At 67.3% G+C, this 20660-nt stretch carries 17 protein-coding genes; 10 read left to right on the top strand and 7 right to left on the bottom strand.

Going from position 1 to position 20660, the window contains the following annotated elements; translation table 11 throughout:
- The first annotated feature begins 473 nt into the window (after positions 1-473).
- The 6 genes from E1288_RS37500 (at position 474) to E1288_RS37475 (ending at position 8546) form a co-directional block, all read left to right on the top strand.
- Positions 474-1541 (top strand): LacI family DNA-binding transcriptional regulator, encoded by a 1068-nt coding sequence (locus E1288_RS37500; protein WP_132493435.1) that lies wholly within the window; start codon positions 474-476, stop codon positions 1539-1541.
- 49 nt (positions 1542-1590) lie between these two features.
- The gene (locus E1288_RS37495; protein WP_132493434.1) at positions 1591-3219 is read left to right on the top strand and encodes an FAD-dependent oxidoreductase; all 1629 of its coding nucleotides are present in this window, start codon (positions 1591-1593) and stop codon (positions 3217-3219) included.
- Between the two features lie 88 nt (positions 3220-3307).
- Positions 3308-5437, top strand: a complete 2130-nt coding sequence (locus E1288_RS37490) for a hydantoinase/oxoprolinase family protein (protein WP_132493433.1) — start codon at positions 3308-3310, stop codon at positions 5435-5437.
- A gap of 142 nt (positions 5438-5579) precedes the next feature.
- Positions 5580-6236 (top strand): hypothetical protein, encoded by a 657-nt coding sequence (locus E1288_RS37485; protein ID WP_235884087.1) that lies wholly within the window; start codon positions 5580-5582, stop codon positions 6234-6236.
- A 30-nt stretch (positions 6237-6266) separates the two neighbouring features.
- Positions 6267-7535 carry a TRAP transporter large permease subunit gene (locus tag E1288_RS37480; RefSeq protein ID WP_235884086.1) on the top strand — a complete coding sequence of 423 codons (1269 nt, stop codon included), beginning with the start codon at positions 6267-6269 and terminating at the stop codon, positions 7533-7535.
- A gap of 27 nt (positions 7536-7562) precedes the next feature.
- Positions 7563-8546 (top strand): twin-arginine translocation signal domain-containing protein, encoded by a 984-nt coding sequence (locus tag E1288_RS37475; protein ID WP_132493431.1) that lies wholly within the window; start codon positions 7563-7565, stop codon positions 8544-8546.
- A 75-nt stretch (positions 8547-8621) separates the two neighbouring features.
- On the opposite strand, the gene E1288_RS37470 is transcribed toward E1288_RS37475, so the two are convergent.
- The 3 genes from E1288_RS37470 to E1288_RS37460 all read right to left on the bottom strand — a co-directional run bounded on the left by E1288_RS37470 (position 8622) and on the right by E1288_RS37460 (position 12006).
- Positions 8622-9350, bottom strand: coding sequence for an alpha/beta hydrolase (locus E1288_RS37470; RefSeq protein ID WP_132493430.1), 729 nt, complete (start codon positions 9348-9350; stop codon positions 8622-8624).
- 475 nt (positions 9351-9825) lie between these two features.
- On the bottom strand, positions 9826-10350 hold the full coding sequence (locus E1288_RS37465; RefSeq protein ID WP_132493429.1) for a DUF4232 domain-containing protein: 525 nt from the start codon (positions 10348-10350) through the stop codon (positions 9826-9828).
- A gap of 234 nt (positions 10351-10584) precedes the next feature.
- Entirely contained in the window at positions 10585-12006 is a 1422-nt protein-coding gene (locus tag E1288_RS37460; protein WP_132493428.1) for an MFS transporter, read from the bottom strand.
- Positions 12007-12317: 311 nt separating this feature from the next.
- Here E1288_RS37460 and E1288_RS37455 point away from each other — a divergent pair, with 311 nt between their 5' ends.
- The 3 genes from E1288_RS37455 to E1288_RS37445 all read left to right on the top strand — a co-directional run bounded on the left by E1288_RS37455 (position 12318) and on the right by E1288_RS37445 (position 15885).
- Positions 12318-13451 carry a glycosyltransferase family 4 protein gene (locus E1288_RS37455; protein WP_165968469.1) on the top strand — a complete coding sequence of 378 codons (1134 nt, stop codon included), beginning with the start codon at positions 12318-12320 and terminating at the stop codon, positions 13449-13451.
- A gap of 83 nt (positions 13452-13534) precedes the next feature.
- The gene (locus tag E1288_RS37450; protein WP_235884085.1) at positions 13535-14560 is read left to right on the top strand and encodes an NAD-dependent epimerase/dehydratase family protein; all 1026 of its coding nucleotides are present in this window, start codon (positions 13535-13537) and stop codon (positions 14558-14560) included.
- Complete coding sequence (locus E1288_RS37445; RefSeq protein WP_132493426.1) at positions 14557-15885, top strand: D-arabinono-1,4-lactone oxidase; 1329 nt, start codon at positions 14557-14559, stop codon at positions 15883-15885. The genes E1288_RS37450 and E1288_RS37445 overlap by 4 nt, the downstream gene beginning before the upstream one ends.
- A 97-nt stretch (positions 15886-15982) precedes the next feature.
- On the opposite strand, the gene E1288_RS37440 is transcribed toward E1288_RS37445, so the two are convergent.
- Positions 15983-16690 (bottom strand): DUF4232 domain-containing protein, encoded by a 708-nt coding sequence (locus tag E1288_RS37440; RefSeq protein ID WP_165968468.1) that lies wholly within the window; start codon positions 16688-16690, stop codon positions 15983-15985.
- Between the two features lie 410 nt (positions 16691-17100).
- Entirely contained in the window at positions 17101-17937 is an 837-nt protein-coding gene (locus E1288_RS37435) for a LysR family transcriptional regulator (protein ID WP_132493424.1), read from the bottom strand.
- Between the two features lie 95 nt (positions 17938-18032).
- On the opposite strand from E1288_RS37435, the gene E1288_RS37430 reads away from it, so the two are divergent.
- Positions 18033-18758 carry an SDR family NAD(P)-dependent oxidoreductase gene (locus E1288_RS37430; protein ID WP_132493423.1) on the top strand — a complete coding sequence of 242 codons (726 nt, stop codon included), beginning with the start codon at positions 18033-18035 and terminating at the stop codon, positions 18756-18758.
- Between the two features lie 173 nt (positions 18759-18931).
- On the opposite strand, the gene E1288_RS37425 is transcribed toward E1288_RS37430, so the two are convergent.
- Positions 18932-19159 carry a hypothetical protein gene (locus tag E1288_RS37425; protein WP_132493422.1) on the bottom strand — a complete coding sequence of 76 codons (228 nt, stop codon included), beginning with the start codon at positions 19157-19159 and terminating at the stop codon, positions 18932-18934.
- Positions 19160-19700: 541 nt separating this feature from the next.
- Positions 19701-20660: IS4 family transposase (locus E1288_RS37415; RefSeq protein ID WP_207954769.1), on the bottom strand; the 960-nt coding region annotated here is incomplete at its 5' end.

Genomic DNA, 20660 nt, shown 5'->3' with positions numbered 1-20660 from the left:
GAATCGGGGACGAATCACCGTAGTCCCAATGCCACGAACCTTGCTGCACCAACTCGAGATTCCGAATAGCTCGCCCCTATGGGCAACGGTCAGTGCCCTCGTATACCTATGCCATCCGTATCGGCCACGCGTCCGCACGCTGAATCCGCAGTGCACAGAACACGCCGGGGTGTGACTGTGGTGGAACTCAAGGCCGTGCCTTGCAACCTGATCAGCCCCAACGCCGATCGCTTGCGGCGGTTGAGGATGTCCCGCGTCCGCGGGTCCGCGCACGTCCAGCTCCAGCTGCTTAGCCCGCGACCACCTGACCGCGTCGGACCGCCGCCCACCGGAATTCCCGAAATTAGCTGGATATTAGCCGTCGACAGCTCTTGACGGTGCCGGAAACTTGGCGCAATGTGCTCGCTAATCCGCATTCACAGCCAGATCGTTCGACGCAGTCAACGGCTAATGCGTATTACTCAGGAGCAACCATGGCGGAAAAGGCATCCACACCAGGGCGCAGGGGAAGGCCGAGGCAAGCGGAGGTCGCCCGACTGGCCGGGGTGTCGCAGACGACGGTGTCGTTGGTGCTCGGCGGCAACAAGCAGGGCATCGCGCTGCACAAGGACACCCGGGCGCGGGTGCTCGCCGCCGCCCGCGAACTCGGTTACGTGCCCGACCCGGCAGCCCGGCGGATGGCCAGGGCTCGTAACAACCTGCTCGGCGTCTTCAGCTTCACCGCGACCTTCCCGGTCGACGTCGAGCACTCGTACTACCCGATCTTGGTCGGCGTCGAGCGGGAGGCAGTAGCCCGCGGCTACGACCTGGTGCTGTTCACCGGCTCCAGCTCGGGAGCCGCGCAAGCCGTCGCGCCCGGCGTGCTGCAACGGGTGCGGATGGCCGACGGTTGCCTGTTTCTCGGTCGGCACATCCCGGAAGGCGAACTGCGCCGCTTGGTGGAGGACGACTACCCGGCCGTGCACATCGGACGCCGTGACGAGCTCGAGGGCCTGGCTTGGGTGGGTGTCGACTACGTCAGCGCCAGCGCCGAGGTCGTGCGCCACCTGGCCGGTCTCGGGCACCGGCGGATCGTGCTGGTCCGCGAGGCCGATGACGCTCCAGCCTCCGCCGATCGCGAGCGCGGATTCCGCATGGCGCTCGCCGAGCTGGGCGGTTCGGCCGGCGCGGTCGTGCGCACCGCCCGGCCCGGTGCCGACATCACGCCGACCTGGGCGCGAGCCCGGATTGCCGAGGGAGTCACCGCGTTCGTCGCCGAGGAGACCGACACGGGCGCCGCGTGGCGGCAATTGCTCGCGGCCGTCGAGGGCGCCGGGCTCGACGTGCCGGGCGAGGTCTCCCTGGCACTGCTCGGTTCTCCTCCGGCCGACCTCGCCGGACGACCGCAGCCCACCGGCTTCGACGTTCCCCGCGCCGAGCTCGGATCGGCCGCGGTTCGGATGGCCACCGCGCTGCTGGCCGGCGAGGAGGCCGCCGAGCCCCGGGTGGCCTGCGCCTTCCGCCCGGGTCGCACGGCCGGCCGGGCGACCGTGCGGCCTTGAGCCGCAACCACATCCGACACATCACACGTGCCCGAGGAGGCAGCACTACATGCCCACTCCCATCGCTACCCCTGCGGAGACCGAAGTCCTGATCGTGGGCGGCGGACTCGGCGGTGTGGCTGCCGCCCTGGCCGCCTGCCGGGCAGGGCGGACTGCCGTTCTGACGGAGGAGACCGACTGGGTCGGTGGCCAGCTCACCGCCCAGGCCGTGCCGCCCGACGAACACCCGTGGGTCGAGCAGTTCGGCGTCACCGCCTCCTACCGGGCGCTGCGCGAGGGCATCCGCGCCCACTACCGCCAGTGGTACCCGCTGCGGGCGCAGGCCAGAGACCTGGTGCGCCTCAACCCCGGCGCCGGGCGGGTCAGCAAGCTCTGCCACGAGCCGCGTGTCGCGCTCGCCGTGATCGAGGCGATGCTCGCGCCGCACCGCGCCGCCGGGCGGCTGACCGTGCTCACCGAGCACCGGCCCGTCGCCGCCGAGACCGAAGGCGATGTGGTCCGGGCAGTCACCGTCGAGGACGTCCGTGACGGCACCCGCCAGACCATCGCGGCACCGTACATCATCGACGCCACCGAGACCGGCGATCTGCTGGAGCTGGCCGGTGTCGAGCACGCGATCGGCGCCGAGGCGCGCAGCGAACACGACGAGCCGCACGCCCCCGAGATCGCCGATCCCCTCAACCAGCAGGGCATCACCATCTGCTTCGCGCTCTCGCATTATGACGGCGAGGACCACACGATCGACCGGCCCGCCAACTACGAATTCTGGCGCTCCTACCGGCCGGACTTCTGGCCCGGTCCGCTGATCGGCTTCCTCGCCCCGGACCCGCGCACCCTCGAAGCCGTGCCGCGCACGTTCCAGCCGAACCCGGACGATGATCCGCTCGACGTCGACGCCGACCAGAGCGCGGACGCGGGCGACAAGGAGCTCTGGGCATTCCGGCGTATCCTCGCCCGCAACTTGCACCGGCCCGGGGCCTTCGACTCCGACATCACCCTGGTCAACTGGCCGCTCAACGACTACTGGCTCAAGCCGCTGCTCGGGGCCGGCGAGGAGACCGCCCGGCAGGCGCTCGCCGACGCCCGGCAGTTGTCCCTTTCCGTCCTGTACTGGTTGCAGACCGAGGCGCCGCGTCCAGACGGGGGAACGGGTTTCCCCGGCCTGAAGCTCCGGCCCGACGTCACCGGCACCGCAGACGGTCTGGCCAAGGCCGCCTACATCCGCGAATCCCGCCGGATCAAGGCCGTCACCACCGTTACCGAGCGCGACGTCGCCATCGAGCTGGTCGGCCCCTACGGCGGCACCCGCCACGCCGACTCCGTCGGTATCGGTGGCTACCGCATCGACCTGCACCCGTCCACCGGCGGCGACAACTACATCGACATCGGGTCGGTGCCGTTCGAGATTCCGCTGGGTGCGTTGCTGCCGCGCCGCATCCGCAATTTGTTGCCTGCTGGCAAGAACATCGGCACCACCCACATCACCAACGGCTGCTACCGCCTGCACCCCGTGGAGTGGAACGTCGGCGAGGTCGCGGGCGCGCTCGCCGCGCATTGCCTGGACGAGGGCGTGCGGCCGCACCAGGTGCAGGAGGAGGAGAAGAGGTTCGAGGAGTTCGCCCGCGTGCTCGACAGGGCAGGTGTCCAGCGTCACTGGCCCGACGTCCGCGGCTACTGAAAAGACCGGTCGGGACAGTTCTTTCCGCCCGGAAGCACCCCACCCGCGTCATTCGCTCGACCTGCGTACGACACAAGGAGGTGTCCCTATGACCCGGCACCGCATTCGCGTCGGCATCGATGTGGGTGGAACCTTCACCGACGCCGTGGCGGTCGACTCGGCCACGCTGGCGCTCGTCGCCCAGGTCAAGGTCCCCACCACCCACCACCATCCCGACGGCGTCGCGCACGGCATCGTGGCGGCGCTGAATCGGCTGCTCGAAGACGTCGGCTGCGTCCCCCAGGACGTCGCTTTTCTCGCGCACGGCACCACTCAGGCGACTAACGCCCTGCTCGAGGGCGATGTGGCCCCGGTCGGGCTGCTCGGCATCGGCACCGGCCCGGGCGCGGTCTCCACCAAGCGCCTCGCCGCCCTCGGAAACCTCGAACTCACCCCGGGTAAACGGCTGCCGTTGCACTACGCGCACGTCCGGGATCCCGACGATCCCTCGGGGGTCCGCGCCGCCGTCGAGCAGGTCACCGCCGCCGGAGCCGAAGTGCTGGTCGCCAGCGAGCCGTTCAGCGTCGACCTGCCCGACGGCGAACAGGCGGTGCTGGCGGTCGCGGGCTCCTACGGGCTGCCCATGACCGCCGCGAACGAGATCACGTCGCTGTACGGGCTGCGCAAGCGCACCCGCACCGCTGTGGTCAACGCGGCCATCCTGCCGAAGATGCTGGCCACCGCGGACCTGGTCGACTCGAGCATCGCCGCGTCCGGTATGACCGCTCCGCTGATGGTGATGCGTTGCGATGGCGGGGTGATGTCGCTGGAGGAGATGCGGCGGCGTCCGCTGCTGACCGTGCTGTCGGGCCCCGCCGCCGGAGTGGCCGGTGCTCTGATGCGGGAGCGGGTCAGCGATGGCGTGTTCCTGGAAACGGGTGGCACCTCCACCGACATCAGCGTCATCCGCCGCGGCAAAGTCGCGGTCCGGCACGCCACCATCCTGGGCAAATCCTCGTACCTGTCCGCATTGGACGTCCGCACCGTCGGTGTCGGCGGCGGCTCGATGGTGCGGCTCGCCGGTGGCGGGGTGCGCGCGGTCGGGCCGCGCAGCGCCCACATCGCCGGGTTGCCGTACGCCTGCTATGCGACTCCAGAGGATTTGCGGGACGCGAAGCTCGTCGCCATCAGCCCGTTGGACGGCGACCCGGGCGACTACGTGGTCCTCGAAGCCGCGGGCGGCCGCTTCGCCATCACCATGACCTGCGCGGCCAACGCGCTGGGCCGGGTCCCAGAAGGCGACTTCGCCGCGTGCGAACCGGAGGTGGCTCACACTGCGTTGGCACCGCTTGCCGAGGCACTGGACACCGACGTGGCGGGTGCCGCGATGCGGGTCTTGGATGCGGGGGTAAAGCAGGTTCAAACCGTCGTGGACGCGGTGGTCCGCGACTACCGCCTCGACCGCGACACCGCCGTCCTCGTCGGTGGGGGAGGGGGCGCGGCCGCCGTCACCCCGCACCTGGCTGCCAGCACCGGGCTGACCGGCCGGATCGCCAAGCACAACGAAGTGATCAGCCCGGTCGGTGTGGCTCTCGCGCTGGTTCGGGAGCAGATCGAACGGATCATCCCCGGCGCCACCCAGGAACACATCCTCGGCGTGCGCAACGAAGCCGAAGCGGCCGTCGTCGCGCAGGGGGCCGCACCCGGCGCGGTCGAAGTGGAAGTGACCGTCGACCCGCAGACCAGCACCGTGCGGGCCATCGCCACCGGCGCCACCGAACTGCGCACTCAGGACCGCGCCCGCCGCGCCGACGACAGCGAACTCCTCTCCGTCGCCGCGGCCAGCCTCAAGACTGATCCGCAGAAGGTCGAGGTGCTTGCCGCCACCGACGCCCACACTGTCTACGGAACCTTGCAACGTCGCCGCTTCCGCAAACCGCACCACCCAGTGCGCGTCCTCGACGCCGACGGCGTCGTGCGCCTGCACGCCGCCAACGCCCGTGTTGCCACGACTACCGTGGGGCAGGCGCCGGAGCTGCTGGCGGAGCTGATCCGCGAGACCACGACCTACGGGGATGGCGGTGTCCGAGCGCCGTCGCTGCGTCTGCTGCTCGGCTCGCGGATCGCCGATCTTTCCGGCGTGCTCGAGGCGGGGCCGCTGCTGGCCCTGGCCCGCAGCGAGCTGCGCTCGCGCACGGCTGACGAGCCGGTGGTGGCGGTGCTGGAGGTACGCTCATGACCGCACAGTTCCGCCTCTCCGCGATTTGCAGTGGTGGTTGCGTTCGGCCCGAATCTCGCGTTTCGGGGTTTCTTATGGCTGGTTTGCGTCACGGTCCCCTGGGGTGCGGTTGATGAGGGCTGAGGTTGAGAGAAGGTGTCTCATGGCTGGTCCGCGAACCGCGTTCCGCCGCTCGCGCTTGGCCGATCTGTCCGCCGCACGCCGGGATTCGCTGGCCGCGGAGTGCGAGCGGCTGGCAGCGCTCACCGACGCCGAACTCGCCGCCCGGCTGCTGGCCGGCACTCCCACCCACGAGGCACGCGACTCGGCAATGCTGGCCCGCTGGGCGGAGGTGTCCACCGGGTTCGGTGCCGAACTCGCCCGCTCCGGCGCCGGGCTCGACGACCCACCGAGGGTGATCGAGCGCGACGGCGGGCTGGACCGTCGGCTGATGGCCCGCTACCGGTCCCGGCCAGTGTCCACTGTGGAGCTTTACGTCGACGCGCTCGCCCTCGGCGAGGAACTGGTCGTGTTCCTCGGTTGGCAGGCGTGGTTTCCGCCCGGCTCGTTGCGCGCGACCGCGCTGGCCCACGAAGAGGCGCACGCGCGCCTGCACGACACTGCAGTCCGCCGAGCGCTTCGCCACCGCCTGGGGCACATCTCCCTGCGCCTCGGCCGCTTCCGCATCCTCGGCCACGTCGCGGGCGCCGATGAGGTCGCCGCGCACGGGTACGCCGGCGCCGCCGTCGGCCTGGGCCGGACCCCGATCCTGCTCACCGCCGCGCTGACCGGCGCGGTCCTGGCCCTCGGAGAGGACTGAGGCCCAATGGGAGTCGTCATCCTTGTGCTCATGCTTGCCGGCGTCGGGCTGATGCTCGCCCGCAAGCTGCCCACCGCTTTCGCCCTCGTCCTGCTCGGGGTGGCCATCGCGATCGCGGCGGGCGCCCCGTTCACCGGCGAGGGCAGCATCATCGACACCGTGCTCCAGAAGGGCTCGGTGGCGCTGGCCTCCACCATGCTCGCCGTGCTGATCGGCTCGTGGCTGGGCAAGCTCATGGAGGAAACCGGCATCGCCGCGACCCTCGTCCGCAAGATCGTCGAGTTCGGCGGCGACCACCCGACCATCGTCGCGCTCGGAGTGCTGGCCGTCTCCGCACTCGTCGGTACGGTCACCGGCTCGGCTCCCGCCGCGATGATGGCGGGCATCGTCGGCATCCCCGCGATGATCGCCGTAGGGGTGCCCAAGACGACCGCGGCCGGGACCATCCTCATGGGGATCGCCGTCGGCGTGCCGTTCGAGCTGCCAGTCTGGCAGTTCTTCTCCACCGCCCTGGAACTGCCGATCGACACCGTGCGCAGCTTCATGGTCAAGCTGTTCCCCTTCGCCCTGCTATTCGCAGTTCTGTTCGTGCTTGTGGAGACCCGGCGCAAGGGGGTGGAGCACTCCTGGTCGCTGACCTCGGGCGTGGCCCGGCCGGAGCGCCGTGGGCGCGGGCGCGCCCGCCGCATGGGCGACGCGCCCTGGTACGCGCTACTCGCCCCCGCCATCCCGCTGGTCCTGGCGCTCGGCTTCGACCTCGCGATCATCCCGTCGATGCTCGCCGGTGTGCTCTACGCGCTGGTGACGACGACGAGACCGGCCGAGATGAACCAGCGGATGCTGCGCACGCTCTACGCCGCCTTCGAGGTCGCTGCTCCACCCATCGTGCTGTTCGTCGCCATCGGCATCCTGCTTGCGGCGGTCAAGCTGCCCGGCGCGATCGAGGCGCTCAACCCGCTGGTCGGGGCCGTCGCCCCGGGGCACCCGGTCGTCTTCGTGCTGGTCTTCACACTGCTGGTGCCGCTGTGCCTGTACCGGGGGCCGCTCAACGTCTTCGGCCTCGGCGCCGGGATCGCGGGTGTGCTGATCGCGGCGGGCATCTACCCGGCGGTCGCCGTGCTGGGCATGACCGCCTCGTACAATCAGGTTTTCGGCGTTTCCGACCCGACGAGCACCCAAACGGTGTGGGCGGCGCAGTACTCCGGCGTCAGCCCGCAGCGCGTGATGCTGCGCACCCTGCCCTACGTGTGGTGCGTCGCGCTCGGCGGCTTGTGCGTCACTGCCGCCACCTACCTCTAACCCACCGTCCGAAATGGAGTCTCCTTCATGGAACTGGACCGTCGTAGTTTCCTGCGCACCGCGACGGCGGGCGGCGCCCTATTCGCAGTTGGCGGCGCCCTGCCCGCATCCGCCGCCCCCGGTGGCTTCCCCGACTACCGCTACGTGCGTACCCTTCTCAAGCCGGAGCAGCTCAAGTACAACCCCACCGGCGAAATCATCTTCCCCTGCGTCCGCGGCGTCTACGACCGGCTGAGCAACCGGATCGGCCGCTACTACCTCTATTACGCCCCACACGACGCGCCTGGTGGCATCTGCCTGGCCTATGGGGATTCGCTGGAGGGCCCGTTCACCGAGTACCCGCACAACCCGATCGTCGCCAACGAGTGGCAGCCGCACTACAGCGTCAAGCACGTCTCGTCCCCGCACGTGCTGTGGCACCGCGAGGCCCGGGAGATGTGGCTGTACTTCCACGGCGACAACAACACGACTCGCCTCGCACGATCGAAAGACGGCATCCACTTCACCTACGACAAAGCCGTGCTGACCACCTCGATGATGCCTGCGGGCACCACCGAGACCTCCTACGCCAGGGTCTTCCGCCACCACCTGCCCTCCCGGGGTGCCCGCTACGTGATGGTCTTCATGCGCAACACCACCGCCAACCACCGCGACATCTGCTGGGGCTGGTCGCCCGAGGGTCGCAACTGGACCTTCGACCACGAGCCGCTGATCGACCACGCCAAGGTCGGCGCGATCAACGTCGGCGGCCCGCACTTGCTGCACAAGAACGGCAGCACGTACGTCGTCTACAACAGCGACAAGGAGAGTGGCGGCAACATCCTCATCACGGAGGTCGGCAACGACTTCTCCCGGCGCGACCACCTCGGTGTCTTCTACGACTCGCGTTCCACCGCGCCGGAAAACGGCCGCGCGGCCGCGCCGGCCTTCGGGACAGACAGGGGAGTGCCGTACATGATCTACGAGGCCGGGGAGCGGTTGTCCGGCGTTATCGCCATGGCCCGCGGTTGACTGCAGCCCGCATGGCGGGCAACGTCGCTTGACGACAGGTTTCGTCAAGCGAAGTTGCCGGTCAGGTTCCGCTTCTTACTGGGCAGCCTGGCCGAGAAGCCACGACACTGTCACGTCGATGACTTCGCTCCCCATGTTCCGGAAGCCATGTCCGCCGCCTTGAACGCGGTGCCAGTCCGTGCGCAGCCGCCGGCCTGCCACTTCATGGGCCACCTCGTAGGAGACGTGCTCATCCGCATCGCCGTGCACGACGAGCGCCGGTATGTCGCTCGCGAGAAAGGCAGCTCGCGGGTCGAGCTCCGCGAACTCTTCGAAGAGCCGCGCGCCCAGTTCGAACCGTCCCTCGATGTCGAGGAAACCCTGCTGCTGCAGGGAGGTCAAGTCGCCGTAGAGCTGCCGCCCGCGCGGCAGCTCCGGTTGCAGGAAAGTCCGACGTAGATCGAGCACCGGCTGCCACAGCACCACCGAGTCGATGGGCAATTCGCCCAAAGAGAGCGTGGTGCTCACCGCGCCGAAGCTCGACGCCACCACCGACACCGGGTGCCCCGCCGACTCCACGGCCGCCTGCAAATCCAACCGCTCTCCCGCGATCGTCATGTCGCGTGGCCTGCCCTCGCTGCGGCCGTGCCCACGGAAAGAGAACCGCAGCACCGAGAACCCCGCAGTCGCAAGCCGATCCGCCAGAATCGGGAACAGTCCTTGCTCTCCGAGGTCGGCGGTGATTCCGTGTGCCAGTACCACAGCATCCGCACCGCCCTGATGCCACACAGCCTCAAGGCGGACACCGTCGGACGTGGTGATCACAGGTGAACCTCGGTCCGGATTGGACCGGCCGCCGCAACCACCCTCGTGCAGGCAAGGGTGGAGAGGTCTACTGTGGTCGCGATCCGGGCGGTGCCGGCCTGTCGTACGCTGAGCCCCGCTGCCACTGCAGTACCTCCCTGTCGAAAACGCGGATCAGGCACCGAGACTGAATGACACATGCCACGTGGATCAAGCCCCTGGTCGATTTTTGTCCAACAGGACTAATAAGTATTAGCGACTTGACAAAAGCGGTGGCAACGATGGCTCGCTGATGCGGTTCCTGCTGCCTGGCGCAGCACAGTCCTGTCTGGACTGTCCCTATCGTCAATCTTCCGCGCCACGCTGCGAAACGCTGCCGGCACACAACATGAACCGCTAGTAAAAAGCCGCCGCCCGGATGGGCCGTGGCATTGCGAAGGCCCGCACCTCTAGCGGTGCGGGCCTTCGGCTCAGGCATCGGTGCTTGGGGTGACGCTCAGTCCGCTGCGCTCTGGGTGATCGGGGTGGCGTACGGCGCGGAACCCTTGATCGGCTCACCGGCCGGCCACGCGGCGACCTCGCGGGCGCCCTGACCGTTCGGAACACCGGGGAGTTCGAATTCGACCGAGGCGGGAATCACCGGGTTGGGGGGATTCGCGGTCCGCTGCGAGATCCGCGAGATCCCGAACATGGACCCGTCCACGATGACCGGTTCCCCCGGGCTGTCGTCCGACCCCACCACGACCCCCGGGACCGGGCCCGATTCGCTGTACAAGCCCACCTTGAGGGGAGGCCCCTGCAGCGTGCACTTGGTGGTCGGGTTCGCTGCGGTGTACTTGATGAGGAACGCTTCGAACTCACCGGGTTCGGCGAGGTCCTTGGTCACCGTGACGTTGATGTCGTCGCTGGTGCACGGGGCGTCGCTGGGGTTGGCGACCGCCGAACCAGCGGTCAGCGCGGAAAGGCCGGCGGCACTTGCGACGGCGGTCGTGGCGATGATGCGGCGGAACTTGGCGGTCATGATCTGCCTCCTGTTCGATCGTCTTCTCACAACGCAGGACGTTCACCGGCCGCTCGGGATGCTCGCGGGTGCGATTGGTCACCGAAAAGCAACCTCGGCCGATCTGCGACGTCGTTCGTCCAGTGCGCTGGTCACGCACACAGCCGGGCGGGAAAACAAGGGGAGTACGACTTGTTCGCGTCGGCCGAAGCGGTAGGGGTTCCCGATTTTGCCTAAAATTGGGGAATCCCTGCGTCAGCCGACACCTGCAGGGCGCGGCGGACGGATTGTGCGCACGGCGTTGCCGGCATGCGGGTGGAGGCGTAACGCCCCGGCGGTGGCGATCAGCGCGGTCAGCCCGAGCAGGGTGAAGGCCACGGTGTAGGCGGCTCCGCCGCGGGCACCGAACACCCACTCACCCAAGGGCTCGCCGAGCCGCAGGGCCACCGTGGCCACCGCGATAGCCAGCCCGGTAGACAGCTGCTGCGTGGTGGCGGCCAGCGTGTTGGCATCGCGCATCTGCTCGGGCGGGACATCGCTGAGCCCGATCGTGGCGTAAGCGGTCAGCCCTACCGAGCGGGCGACCCCGGACAGCAGGGCCAGCCCGGCGAGCATCGGCCACGGGGTGGACGAGGTGGTGAAACCGAGACCGGTCATGCACAGAGCGAGGGTGATCGTGGCGGCGAGCAGCACCGGCCGGAAGCCGAAGCGGTTGAGCAGCGGAGTGGTCGCCGGTTTGATCGCCAGATTACCGACGAAGATGAACAGCACCAATGCGCCCGAGCTGGTCGCGCTGTAGCCGAACACCTCCTGGCACATCAGCGAAAACAAGAACGGTGCGGCTCCGACCACGATCCAGAACAGGAACCCGCTGGACTGGGAGAGCCGGAAGGTCGGCACGCGCAGCGTGTGCAGGGTGACCAACGGGCTCGGGGTGCGCAGCAGGTGCCAGCCGGCAACGGCGAGCACGGCGAGGCACAGCGCGGTCAGAGTGGCGGTCACCGGCCAGCCCGCGTCGGTGTCCGAAATCAGGTGCGCCGCATAAGTGATCCCGCCGAGCCCGCCGCAGGTGAGCAGCAGGCCGAGCCAGTCCAGCGGCCTCCGGGCGGTGCCGCTGTCGGCTTCCCCGATCAGCTTCCAGGCCACGGCAAAGGCGAACACACCTAGTGGCACGTTGATCAGGAACAGCCACTGCCAGGACGCATACGTGGTGATCAGTGCGCCGGCCAGCGGTGCGACGACCGGTGCCAGCAGACCGGGCCACACGATGTAAGCCATCACCCGCAACAGGTCCGATTTATCCGTCCTGGACAGCACCACCATTCGCCCGACCGGCACCATCATCGCGCCGCCGACGCCCTGCACCACCCGCATGGCCACCAGCACCGGAAGGCTGCCGCTCGCCGCGCAACCGAGCGAGGCCAGAGTGAAGATCGCTATGGCGGCCAGGAATACCGGCCGGACACCCAATCTGCTGGTCAGCCAGGCGCTCAGCGGGATCAGCACGGAGAGGGTGAGCAGATAGGCCGTCATCACCAGGCCGACTGCGGTCGGTGGGACACCGAGCGACTCGCCGATGCTCGGGGCGGCCGTGGTGACGATCGTGCCGTCCAGGTTCTCCATGAAGAAGCAGCCGGCAACCAGGAATGCGGTATTCCGGTGGCGGGCGTCGATCATGGCTGTCCGAGTCCTCAGGCGTGCATTTCCATGGGATGGCGAACGCGCACCGCGCCTCGATCCGCTCACGAGCCTCGGTGCTGACCGTGACATCACACCGTCCGGCCCTGTCAGGGAGACAGACAACACGGCGCGAGTCGGGCGCGACAGAGATCCGGTGGAAAAGGGCAGAGAATAGTGCACTTTTTCCCTGGTTCGCTGGGCTCGATGCGCTGCTCCCGAGTAGGAAGTGAGGACGCCGACCGCAGCGCTCTTGGGCCGCACGGCATCCGGAGGTCATCATCGCCAGTCAACGCGCCACACGCATAGTTGTGCACGATTACCTGGGACATCCCTTCCAAGCCGAACTCAGCCGCGAACTGGCCCGGCGAGGACATTGTGTCCGCCACGTGTACTGCTCGACGATCACAGTCGGACAAGGGAAGTTGCGGGTCGGCGAAACGGACTCCGATCGCCTGTCGATCATCGGCATGCCTCGGCAAGGACACCGCGGTTCGGGGCCCGGCACGTACGGGCAGGACGTCGGCGGACTCATCAGGGACTTCGCGCCCCACGTGGTGATTTCGGGGAATAGCCCGGTCCCGGTTCAGCGGCACATCCAGCAAACCTGCGCTGAGCGGGGAATCCGGTTCGTGTACTGGTTGCAGGATGTCTACTCCGCGCGTGCACCCAGCGGCGAGGCCGGCCACCACGACGAGTGGGAACGCACTGCACGGTGCGAGAAAGCCACTTTGCTGAGCAGCGATGCGGTTGTCGCCATCGCAGAGCCGTTCGCGGTTTTCGTTCGCCAGTGCGGGGTGCCGTCGGAGAACATCACGGTGATCGAGAACTGGGCGCCGCTTGCAGAAATGGAATGCGACAGCGACGACTGGGCACCGGCGAGGTCCGACCGCAGCTCCGGAAAGCACATCTTCCTCTACTCCGGCACGCTGGACGATCGCCACGGCGCAGACCTGCTTGTGCGGCTGGCGAAGGCCTGCGACGCCCGGAACAGCGGCGTCTTGTACGTCGTCAGCGAGGGAACTGGCCGCCTTGCCTTGGAAAGGGCGCGCCAGCTGGGAATACGTCGGCTGCAGTTGTACGACTTCCAGCCCTACGACCGGGTCCCGTCCATGTTCGCAGCAGCTGACGTGCTGCTCGCTGGGCTCAGCACAGAAGCGGGTCAGATGTCGGTTCCCTCGAAGGTGCTGGCCTACCTTTGCGCCGGGCGCCCGGTGCTCGCTGCCATCCCTTCGACGAATCGTGCCGCGCAGCTGCTGGAGGAAACCGGAGCGGGGCTCGTAGTCAACCCAGATGACCCGGATGAGTACGTGGCGGCAGCGTTCGCCCTGCTCGCTGACTCCGCACGTCGTCAGCGCATGGGTGAGGCGGGACAGCAGTACGCCCGCCGCGCTTTTGCGATCGAACCTATAGCCACCCGCTTCGAGGAGGTTCTCGTGCCCTGACGGCCCAGCGAAACTCGCCAGGCAGGCCTGCGGATGGCCGGTCGAACTGTCGAAGCAGTCGCCCTTGTCCAGATCGATTACACATGTTCATCCTGACCAGGGAGTTGGTTGCCATGAGTGACCACAGGAGTTCAGCCCTCGTAGCTGGCGGGGGAGGTTTCATCGGCGGGCACTTGGCCGCTCGGCTGCTGCGCGAGGGCTACCGCGTACGAGTGGTCGACTGCAAACCGGTTGACGAGTGGTTCCAGGTGCATCCCGACGCGGAAAACGTCGTGGCCGACCTATCGCTTCTCGACGCAGCACGTGCGGCGGTCGACGGGATGGACGAGGTTTACAACCTAGCCGCCGACATGGGCGGCATAGGTTTCATCGAAGGCAACAAGACGCGCTGCATGTTGTCTGTGCTGATCAACACGCACCTGCTCATGGCCAGCCGCGATGCCGGCGTGGACCGATTCTTCTTCTCCTCCTCCGCCTGCGTCTACGCCGCTGCCCACCAGGTCGCCCCGGATCTCGAACCATTGCGGGAAGAGATGGCTTATCCGGCGATGCCCGAAGACGGTTACGGGTGGGAGAAGCTCTTCGACGAGCGCATGTGCCGACACTTCGCTGAGGACTTCGGCCTGCGCACCCGGGTAGCCCGCTTCCACAACATCTACGGCCCGCACGGAACGTGGGACGGCGGACGCGAGAAAGCCCCGGCCGCGATCTGCCGGAAAGTTGCCGCTGCGGTCATCAACAACGACGACAAGATCGAGATCTGGGGCGACGGGGAGCAGTCCAGGAGTTTCACCTACATAGACGACTGCGTCGAGGGCATTCGCCGCATCATGCGCAGCGACTGCGACCAGCCGCTCAACCTGGGTAGCGACGAGCTTGTCACCATCAACGAACTCGTCGATCTGGTCCAGGAAATCGCTAGCAGCTCACTGAAACGGCGCTACAACCTTTCCGCTGCCCAAGGTGTGCGGGGACGAAACAGCGACAACACGCTGATCCGCGAACAGCTCGGCTGGGCACCATCCGTCTCGCTGCGGGAGGGAATGTCCGAGACTTACAGTTGGATTTACAAGCAGGTCGGCTACGCCTCGCACAGGTTCCTGCCATGACTGGCATCGCAGAGCGCTCCGACGCCCGATCGATGTGGACAAACTGGGCTGGGTCCGCCCGATGCACCCCGGCCCGTCGCGTCAGTCCGCGTAGTGAGGACGAGTTGGCCCAGTACGTGCGAGACGCATGTGCCACCGGTCAGCCGCTGCGCCTCGCCGGATCCGGGCACTCCTTCGCGCCGCTGGTCAGCACGGATAGCACCCTCGTTGATCTGCACGAGTACGCCGATGTCATCGCGGTGGACCCCGTCGGCATGACGGTCACGGTCCAAGCCGGCACACCGCTCTGGCGCATCAACGCCGAGTTGGACCGGTACGGACTCGCGCTCGAGAACATGGGGACCATCAACGTTCAAACCGCGGCCGGCCTGGTCTCGACGGGGACTCACGGTTCGGGCACCCGGTATGGCTGCCTGTCGAGTCAGATCGCGAGTATGCGGCTCATCACAGGACACGGGGAACTCGTGGAGTGCTCGGCGACGTCCGAACCAGACGTGTTCTCGGCCGCTCGTCTGGGCTTGGGCGCACTGGGGGTTATCTCCACGATCACATTTCGTTGCGTACCGGCATTTTCGCTCGGCCTTGAGGAGAGAACGGAGCCATTCGCCCGGCTGATCGGGCGCCTGCCCGAACTCATCGCGAACGTTGATCACCCAATCTTCTTCTGGCCGATGTGGAGCGACTCGGTACACATCCGGGCCATGTCGCGCACGACGGCGCCGCGCAGGCCCCCGTCACGGTGGCAGGCCTGGCGAGATCACTATCTGGCGGGCCATGTCGGGCTGCATGGCGTGCTCCGGACCCACCGGCGCAATGCCGCGCTCGTGCCATTTGCTTCCAAAGTCCTGACGCGCCGACCGCTTCGGTCGTTCGTCGACGTGAGCCATCGGGTTTTCACGTTTCCACAACGCGTCCGGGTGGTGGCGATGGAGTACGCCGTGCCACTCGAGGCGTTAGGGCAGGCGTTGCAAGAATTGCGTCGAGCACTACCGTCGGCCGGCGAGGTGGTTTCGCTGCCCCTGGAGATACGGGTAGCGCCCGGAAATGACATCCCACTCAGTCCGGCTTACGGGCGCCCAACCGGTTACGTCAACTTGGCGACCGATGCGCACAGCCCGCACGACAAGATATTTCATTGCGCCGAAAGGGTTCTCGGCGACTTTGATGGTCGCCCGCACTGGGCGAAGCTGCATTCCCACACCGCGCGCAGCCTCGCACCCCGCTATCCACGCTGGCATGACGTACAACGGATCCGCCAATCTCTTGATCCGGAAGGAATCCTGATCAACCCCTACTTGGAGCAGGTCCTCACTGGCACGGCTTGAGCGCACAACCGCGGGCTGACCCCGCGGGTGATGCGGTGCGGGGGCACCCGTGACCAAGTATCCCGGTCATGGGTGCCCCTCACCGGCGTTTACCGGATCAGAAGACGGTGACGCCTTGGGTGGTGGGCTGCAGGGTGCCGGCCTTCATCGACTTGAGCGGGAACTCGGCGTAGAGACCGCCGTTCTCGGTGCTGGTGCCGTCGGTGCCGACGATGTTGGCGTTCACCGGGCCGTCGACGCCCGGCACGCTGACGCTGAAACCGGTGGCGACCACGGTGTTCGGGTCCGCCTTGTCGCCGCGCTCGACGAGTACGCCGGCGAACGCGGTCTCGCCCGGGTTGAGCGTGACCTCCGTCGGGCCGCCCGGGATCTCGACCTTCTGAACGGGCACTTCGGTGTGCGCCTTGCCGGACATGTCGACGGGCGCGATGTCCGCCCAGCCGTTGACGTGGCAGTCCTGCTTCGACTTGTTCGTGACGGCCATCAGCAGGACTCCGGGGCGGTTCGGCTGGACGGTCAGGTCGACCGCGAAGTCCGATGCCGCGCACTCGGTGATGGACTGGTGGCCGCTGCCCGCCCCGCTGGACTCGCGGGCCGTCTCGCCCGTCGCCTTGCTGACCGATTCGTCGGCCGGCTGGGGGTTCGAATCGCCGGGAGCGATCCCGGCGGCCGTTGCCGGCGTGTTCACGGCCCCCAGCGTAGGTGCGGCGGGGGCTGACGCTGGCTGACCGCATCCGGCGAGCAGCAGCGCCCCGCTGAACAGTCCGGCGATCGCACCCAGCATCTGGGTCCGGTTGAGCATCATTCTTGATCCTTTCGTGCCGCGCATTGAGCGCGTTGTGGTCTTCGTTCCTGAAGACGTGCGCCTCCCGGTGCGGTTGCCCATTGCACCAAAGTTGTTTCGAGGCGCGCCGCCGACTAGACATTTCGTTCCTCCGATCTTGCCCTTTAGGGCAATAGGGGGTTCGGCGAGAGATCACGGTCTGCTACACCCACGCACACGTCGACTTACCCGGCGCACGGTCCGCGCATCCTTCACGAGCTCGGTTCGCGAATCCCAACCCAGGGTTGGAGTTCCGCAACCAAAACCGTGCGCCAACCTTAGGCAGAACAAAAATCGTATGGATAGCAAGGATTATCGGTATGCCGCCGGGCGATTGCGGTGCCACAACAGGAACTCCGCGAACGGAGGGGCGGGGCTGCGGGAGCGAAGGCTCAGAGGCGTGTGGCTACGCGGACTAGATCGGCGAGTGCTCGGGAGCGGCTGTGTGGCGGCCAGGCGATGACTGTCGTCACGGTCGGCGCGTCTAGAACCGGCACGGCGGCCAGGCCTTCGAGCAGGTTGGCGCGGCAGGATTCGGGCATGACCACGGTGGTGCGGCCGAGCGCGATCAGCTGGAAGAGCTGCGTTTGGTTGCGTACTTCCGCGCCGGGGCCCTCGGGATAGGCGCCGCCGGGGCCGGGCCAGCGGGCAAGCGGGAGGTCCGGCAGTGAACTGACATCCGCCGTCCGGACGTGGGATCTGCCAGCGAGCGGATGCGAGGTGGGAAGAATGGCGACCTGTCCCTCGGTGTTCAGAATTTCGGTGTCGAGTCCGGTCGTCGAGTCGAAGGGTTGATGCAACAGCGCTACGTCGGCCTGGCCGTCATGCAGCGTTTGCTGGGGCTGGGATTCGCAGAGCAGCAGGTCGACGGCGACGGCACCCGGTTCGGCGGCGTACGCGTCGAGTAACTTTGCCAGCAGTTCGCCGGAGGCGCCGGCCTTGGTGGCCAGGACGAGCGAGGGCTGACTCGTCGCGGCACGCTGGGTGCGCCGCTCGGCTGCGGCCAGCGCGCCGAGGATCGCCCGGCCTTCGGCCAGCAGCACTGATCCGGCTTCGGTGAGCGAGACTTTGCGGCTGGTGCGTTCCAGCAACGCGACTCCGAGCCGTCGCTCAAGCTGAGTGATCGTCCGCGACAGCGGCGGCTGGGCGATGCCCAGGCGCTGGGCGGCCCGGCCGAAGTGCAACTCCTCGGCGACCGCAACGAAGTACCGCAACTCCCGCGTCTCCACCCGTTCAGGCTACCGCCCGATCCATATCAGCTGGGTATCGTTGCGTGACTCAGACGGTGTTGGTTCCCCGCCAGTGCCCGGCCACGATCAAAGGCATGAGCGAACAGACGATTGCGCTGGTCACCGGCGCGAACAAGGGAATCGGATACGAGATCGCGGCCGGGCTCGGCGCGCTGGGCTGGAGCGTCGGAATCGGGGCACGGGACGAGCAGCGCCGGGAGAATGCCGTGGCGAAGCTCCGTGCGGCCGGCGTCGACGCGTTCGGTGTGCTTCTCGACGTGACCGACGACGCGAGCGTTTCGGCCGCCGCTGCACTGATCGAGGAGCGCGCTGGGCGGCTCGACGTGCTGGTCAACAACGCCGGCATCGCTGGGGCATGGCCGGAGGAGCCCTCGACCGTCACGCCGGAGAGTATGCGGGCGGTGGTGGAGACCAACGTGATCGGCGTCGTCCGGGTCATCAACGCGATGCTGCCGCTCCTGCGCCGCTCCGAGCGCCCGCGGATCGTGAACCAGTCCAGCCACGTCGCTTCCCTGACCTTGCAGACCACGCCGGGCGTCGACCTCGGCGGGGTCAGCGGGGCCTATTCACCGTCGAAGACGTTCCTCAACGCGGTCACCATCCAGTACGCCAAGGAGCTGAGCGGCACCAACATCAAAATCAACAACGCCTGCCCCGGCTACGTCGCGACCGATCTCAACGGCTTCCACGGAACCAGCACGCCCGCAGAAGGCGCCAAGATCGCCATTCGGCTCGCCACGCTGCCGGACGACGGCCCGACCGGAGGGCTGTTCGACGACACCGGGAATGTGCCCTGGTGAGACGCCCCACGAAGTCTCTGGGCTGTCGAAGACCTCGTATGGGTGTCGCGCAGCGGGACGCGAACGAATGCGGCATCCCGTTGCGTTCCCCGCGGGATTCCTTCAGAACCCTGGAAACCGCAGCGAAACGGGGGCGCGTCCACAACGGACGCGCCCCCGCACCACGCACCGGATCAGTACTTCGGCTGCACCCACAGCAGGTGCTGGCCGTTGTGCAGGTTCTCGCAGCGCCAGCCGACCCAGCGGCCCTGCGGGAAGCCCGCGTTGCCCGCGTTGGCGCAGGCGTGGTACGACGGGTAGACCCCGGCCGGGACGAACGTGGCTGCGGACGCCACACCCTGGGTGGCGGCGGCGACCCCCAGGGTGAGCAGGGCGGCCGCGGCCAGCTTTCGAATCATCATCGAGCTCCATTCGCATCGAGACGGAGGTGACGTCGAAAAGGGGAGATTCGACGCAGTGCCGGTGAGCCTAAGCAGCGGCATCAGTCGTGACCAGGTCATCCGAGGCGATGGGGCGTGCGCGACCCGTGAATGTTGCCCAAAGGCGCAAGTTGAATATTTTTGGATGTGGGCGTGCCAGTTGAGCTCGCACGTGGTGACCCGGATTTTTCGCGGTGAGCAACGTATTGGGTGCTGACCAGCACTGATTCTTGTGCGATCACTCGTCAACTAAGACGTCGAGACGCTCACCTCTTACGGTCTAGGCCCAATGCCGGTCGTTTAAGTGATCTTGGCTGGTCGAGGTCGGTGTCCGGTCTTGCTGGGTGCGGTGATGACGGCCGCTGAGGGGGATGGCCTGCTGTCCTGGCGCTGCTGGCGGTGGCGTGCCCGTTTGACCGGGAAATTGCTCATCTTCCTCTTGATCACGCGTGGATAGCTCCGGTTCCGGCGCTCCGGATTGATCTCATCGCAGACCTCGGCCAGCAGTAGACGATAGTGATCATCACTTGCTGTGAGGGGGAAAAGACTCCGGTTTCCACACGCGGGACCGGATGACACGCACCGTGTTCTTATGCGAAATCCGATCCGGATCCAGCTTCGCATGATCAGCAGCATCCACCTGGACACACATCGTGGCGTAGTGCACCGCCAGATGCGCCCAGAATTCCTGCCGCACCCCATCCGGCGACTTCGACCGAAAGATCTTCTCGTTGCCCAGCTGAACGCTCTTGATCTGCTTGAGGAACCCCTCGATATCCCAGCGCTCATGGTAAAGAACCGCGAGCTCCTTCGCGGGAGCCCGAACCGGGTCCATGATCGTGGTCGCCAGTCGATACAACTCACCTGACCACGGCAGCCGATATTCGATCACCCGCAACCGAAACGACGCCCGACCGGACTTCCTGGGCGGGATCACCTCCGCGATGTAGGACCCATCGGCCAGCATCTCCACCGGCTGCAGAATGAGGTTCGACGCCACCCGCCACAGCAGGTCAGAACCGGTGTCCACCGCCTTGATCCACCGATGGAACGAATAAATATGCCGATCGGCCAGCACCAGCATGCCCGGCCTCAGCGAGCCGAACATCTCCTCGATCAACATCGTTTCCGCGGCGGCGTAGCCATCCATCCGGGCGTCAAAGACCGCGTGCGTGCCCAATTCGATCAGGCACGCCGCCTGAATCTGCGGATACGCGGTCTTGCCCTCGCCACGGCCCGAACCCGGGCGACCGAACTCCCGCTCGTTGTCCTCGGTATCGGGCACGGTGAATGTGGTTCCGTCCACCGCCGTCAATAACCAGTCCTGATACCACGCGCCGCGCGTGTCCGGTCGCGCGCAGGGCGTCATCACCGCGCGCGCCACCGTTTCCATCGGACCCGATCCCAACCGGCGGCGAGCGGCCCCGATCGACCCGGTCGTGGGCACCCGATAACCCCGCCCGCCCCGCCCGCACACCCACAC

This window comes from Saccharopolyspora elongata, assembly GCF_004348985.1.
Taxonomy (GTDB): Bacteria; Actinomycetota; Actinomycetes; order Mycobacteriales; family Pseudonocardiaceae; genus Saccharopolyspora; species Saccharopolyspora elongata.
Note: the sequence above shows the minus strand (reverse complement) of the source record. Positions and strands in the feature narration are given on the sequence as shown.